Origin of the sequence: Streptomyces capoamus (assembly GCF_014654935.1) — a bacterium.
GTDB classification, from domain to species: domain Bacteria; phylum Actinomycetota; class Actinomycetes; order Streptomycetales; family Streptomycetaceae; genus Streptomyces; species Streptomyces capoamus.
Window position 1 is genome coordinate 86287 of record NZ_BNBF01000011.1, and the last position, 3252, is coordinate 89538.

The window sequence follows — 3252 nt, forward strand, 5'->3', positions numbered from 1 at the left end:
CCTGCGCCCCGACGACCTGACCGCCACGATCATCCAGGCCGCGCTCGCCAAGGTCCCCGAGCTGGACCCCCGGGACATCGACGACCTGATGCTCGGCTGCGGCCTCCCCGGCGGCGAACAGGGCCACAACCTCGGCCGGATCGTCGCCGTACAGATGGGCATGGACCACCTGCCGGGCTGCACGGTCACCCGCTACTGCTCCTCCTCCCTGCAGACCTCCCGCATGGCGCTGCACGCCATCAAGGCCGGCGAGGGCGACGTCTTCATCTCGGCCGGCGTCGAGATGGTCTCCAGCTACCGCAACGGCACCTCCGACATGCCGGGCACCTACAACCCGCTGTTCGCCGAGGCGCAGGCCCGCACCGAGGCCACCGCCCAGCAGGAGGGCACGACCTGGCACGACCCGCGCGAGGACGGCCTGCTGCCCGACCCGTACATCGCGATGGGCCAGACCGCGGAGAACCTGGCCCGCGCCAAGGGCGTCAGCCGCCAGGAGATGGACGAGTTCGGCGTCCGCTCGCAGAACCTCGCCGAGGAAGCCATCAAGAACGGCTTCTGGGAGCGGGAGATCACCCCGGTGACGCTGCCCGACGGCACGGTGGTCAGCAAGGACGACGGCCCGCGCGCCGGCGTCACCCTGGAGGCCGTCCAGGGCCTCAAGCCCGTCTTCCGCCCGGACGGACTGGTCACCGCCGGCAACTGCTGCCCGCTCAACGACGGCGCCGCGGCGGTCGTCATCATGTCCGACACCAAGGCGCGCGAGCTGGGCCTGACCCCGCTCGCCCGGATCGTGTCCACCGGCGTCTCCGGCCTCTCCCCCGAGATCATGGGCCTCGGCCCGGTCGAGGCGAGCGAGCAGGCCCTGCGGCGCGCCGGCCTCACCATCGGCGACATCGACCTGGTCGAGATCAACGAGGCCTTCGCCGCCCAGGTGATCCCCTCGTACCAGGAGCTGGGCATCGACCTCGACAGGCTGAACGTCAACGGCGGCGCCATCGCCGTCGGCCACCCCTTCGGCATGACGGGCGCCCGCATCACCGGCACCCTGATCAACTCGCTGCAGTGGCACGACAAGCAGTTCGGCCTGGAGACGATGTGCGTCGGCGGCGGCCAGGGCATGGCGATGGTCATCGAGCGCCTCAGCTGACCCACCGACCGTAGCCGATCGGCCACTTCTCGTGGCAGAAAGGCCCAGAACCGAGGAAACACCAAGGTTCTGGGCCTTTTCGTGATCCAATCTCCCCCAGGATGTGACCTATCTCGCTAGCTCGGCGCATCAGTGCAGGTCAGCGCCGATCAGCAGGACGCACGACGAAACCATGAACCCGAAGTTCTGTCCGTTTCGTGACGTTACGCACTGACAGCTGGATAGTCCGCCCTTCAAGCTGATGTAGGAAGTCGGGGGTCGACTTTGAACCGGGAGTATGTCAGTGAGCGCCATGCCGATCGCCCTGCTGCTCACCACGGCAGCCACCGGCGCCGTGGGCGTCGCCGTCCTGCGCACCGTGCTCAAACTGCGCAGGCAGCTGACGGAGCTTCAGCGGCAGCTCGCGGAGAACCAGGCCGCGACCACGCACGCCCTGCTGCCGGGCGCCCGCAGCAGCGCCGACGCCGAGCAGATACGCGCGGCCGTGGCCGAGGCGCTCGCCGAGGAGCGGGAGCGGGAGCTAGCCGAGGCGCGCGCCTTCTGGGCGGCGCAGGAGGCCCGTGACGCCTCCGACGCGCCCTCGCTGTTCGGCCTGTCCGAGGTCGACGTGTTCCTGCCCCGGCAGGCGGACTTCGCGGGCCTGGAGCCGGTGTCCGAGCCGGGCGTCGACGCCGACGAGTTCGCCGGGGAGTCCCCCGAACTGGCCGCGGCCCGCCGCCGGCACCCCTCGCACCCGGACTTCGTCCCGGTGCAGTCGCCGGGCGTCAACGACCACGAGCGCACGGTGACCGTCCTGGAGGAGCTGGCCGACGGACGCGTCCCGCTCGCCGACGTCCGCCCCGGCCCGCTCGGCACCCTCGACGTCTACGTCTTCGCCGACGGCACCACGCTGTGCATGACCCCGGGCCACCGCGAGACCGCGGCCCGGCTCGCGGCGGCCCTGGAGTCCGGCGAGGCCCCCTACCTGCTGGGCGGCTCGGGCATCTCCGGCGCCTACACCCTCACGTTCGCGTGCGGCGAGGACACGGTCTACATCCTGGCCGACCGGGTCATCGCGTCCCTCTGACGGCGGCCTCAGACCCCCGCCCTCTTGCGCGCCTCCTCCACCAGCCGCACGGCCTCGGCCACCTGGTCGTCGCTCTCCAGTACGACCGCCAGGTCGTGCGCGGCCACGAGGATCTGGTCGGCGGCGGCGAACATCCCCGCGTCCGGCATCTCCCGGGGCTCGGCCCCGGGAGTCTCCACCCGCTGCGCCCACCCGGACAGCTCCCGGGCCAGCGCCAGCGCCTCCGCGGCAGCGCTCCGTTGCAGCCGGCTCTGCGGTGCCGCCCGCAACCGGTCGGCGAAGTGTTCCACTGCTTGGGTCAAGGGCGTCGTATCAACCACGCGCCGAGCGTAACGCGCCGCACTGTTGCCAATACGCGGACGCTCAGGCACGGTGACCTGAAGGACCGGCTTACATCCCCTTTGTGCCCGGAGGCGCCGATGTCCCATGTCTTCTCCGAGGAGACCCACCGCAACCTGCTCGCCCGCATCCCCCACTGCACCGGTCGTGAAGTCTCCGACTGGCTGCGCACCGTCGATGAAGGCCCGTCCCTGTTCCGCTTCGAGGAGAAGGTCAGCTGGCTCCGGCACGAGTACGACCTGGCGTACGGCCACGCCAAGGCGATCGTGCACGAGTACGACCTGAGGAGGGCGGCGCGCAGGCTGCTGTGAACGGCACAGGGCCCCGGGCGGATCGCCCGGGGCCCTGCCGTTGCCGTTGCCGTCGGCGGACGCGCTAGTCGTTGCTGCTGAAGATCGCGACCAGCCGCAGCATCTCGACGTAGATCCACACCAGGGTCATGGTGAGACCGAACGCGGCGAGCCAGGACTCGTTGCGCGGGGCGCCGTAGGCGATCCCGTCCTCGATCTGCTTGAAGTCGAGGGTCAGGAAGAAGGCGCCGAGCAGGATCGCGATGACGCCGACGAGCGCGCCGAGCGGTCCGAAGCTGCGCAGGCCGCCGTTCTCGGCCACGCCGAAGGCGACCAGCAGCAGGTTGATCGCCATGACCACCATGAAGGCGATCGCGATGGCGATGCCGACGCGGGCGTAGCGCGCGGTC

At 70.7% G+C, this 3252-nt stretch carries 5 protein-coding genes; 3 read left to right on the forward strand and 2 right to left on the reverse strand.

Annotation, left to right across the window (positions count from 1 at the left end):
* Both IE312_RS18915 and IE312_RS18920 read left to right on the forward strand, forming a co-directional pair.
* The coding region (locus IE312_RS18915; protein WP_229900093.1) for an acetyl-CoA C-acetyltransferase at positions 1-1147 on the forward strand (1147 nt) is incomplete at its 5' end.
* Positions 1148-1430: 283 nt separating this feature from the next.
* A complete protein-coding gene (locus IE312_RS18920; RefSeq protein WP_189983295.1) occupies positions 1431-2213 on the forward strand; it encodes a hypothetical protein in 783 nt (260 codons plus the stop codon).
* An 8-nt stretch (positions 2214-2221) separates the two neighbouring features.
* Here the strand turns inward: IE312_RS18920 and IE312_RS18925 are convergent, their stop codons facing one another.
* A complete protein-coding gene (locus IE312_RS18925) occupies positions 2222-2533 on the reverse strand; it encodes a hypothetical protein (protein ID WP_189983297.1) in 312 nt (103 codons plus the stop codon).
* A gap of 99 nt (positions 2534-2632) precedes the next feature.
* Between IE312_RS18925 and IE312_RS18930 the strand changes: the two genes are divergently transcribed.
* Complete coding sequence (locus IE312_RS18930; RefSeq protein ID WP_189983299.1) at positions 2633-2863, forward strand: DUF4287 domain-containing protein; 231 nt, start codon at positions 2633-2635, stop codon at positions 2861-2863.
* A 64-nt stretch (positions 2864-2927) separates the two neighbouring features.
* On the opposite strand, the gene IE312_RS40790 is transcribed toward IE312_RS18930, so the two are convergent.
* Positions 2928-3252, reverse strand: a 325-nt coding sequence (locus IE312_RS40790; protein ID WP_229900095.1) for a Bax inhibitor-1/YccA family membrane protein, incomplete at its 5' end; no start/stop codon positions are given.

Coding starts and splice junctions, on each gene's coding strand:
- IE312_RS18930 (WP_189983299.1), top strand. CDS start 2,633: ATGTCCCATGTCTTCTCCGAGGAGACCCACCGCAACCTGCTCGCCCGC.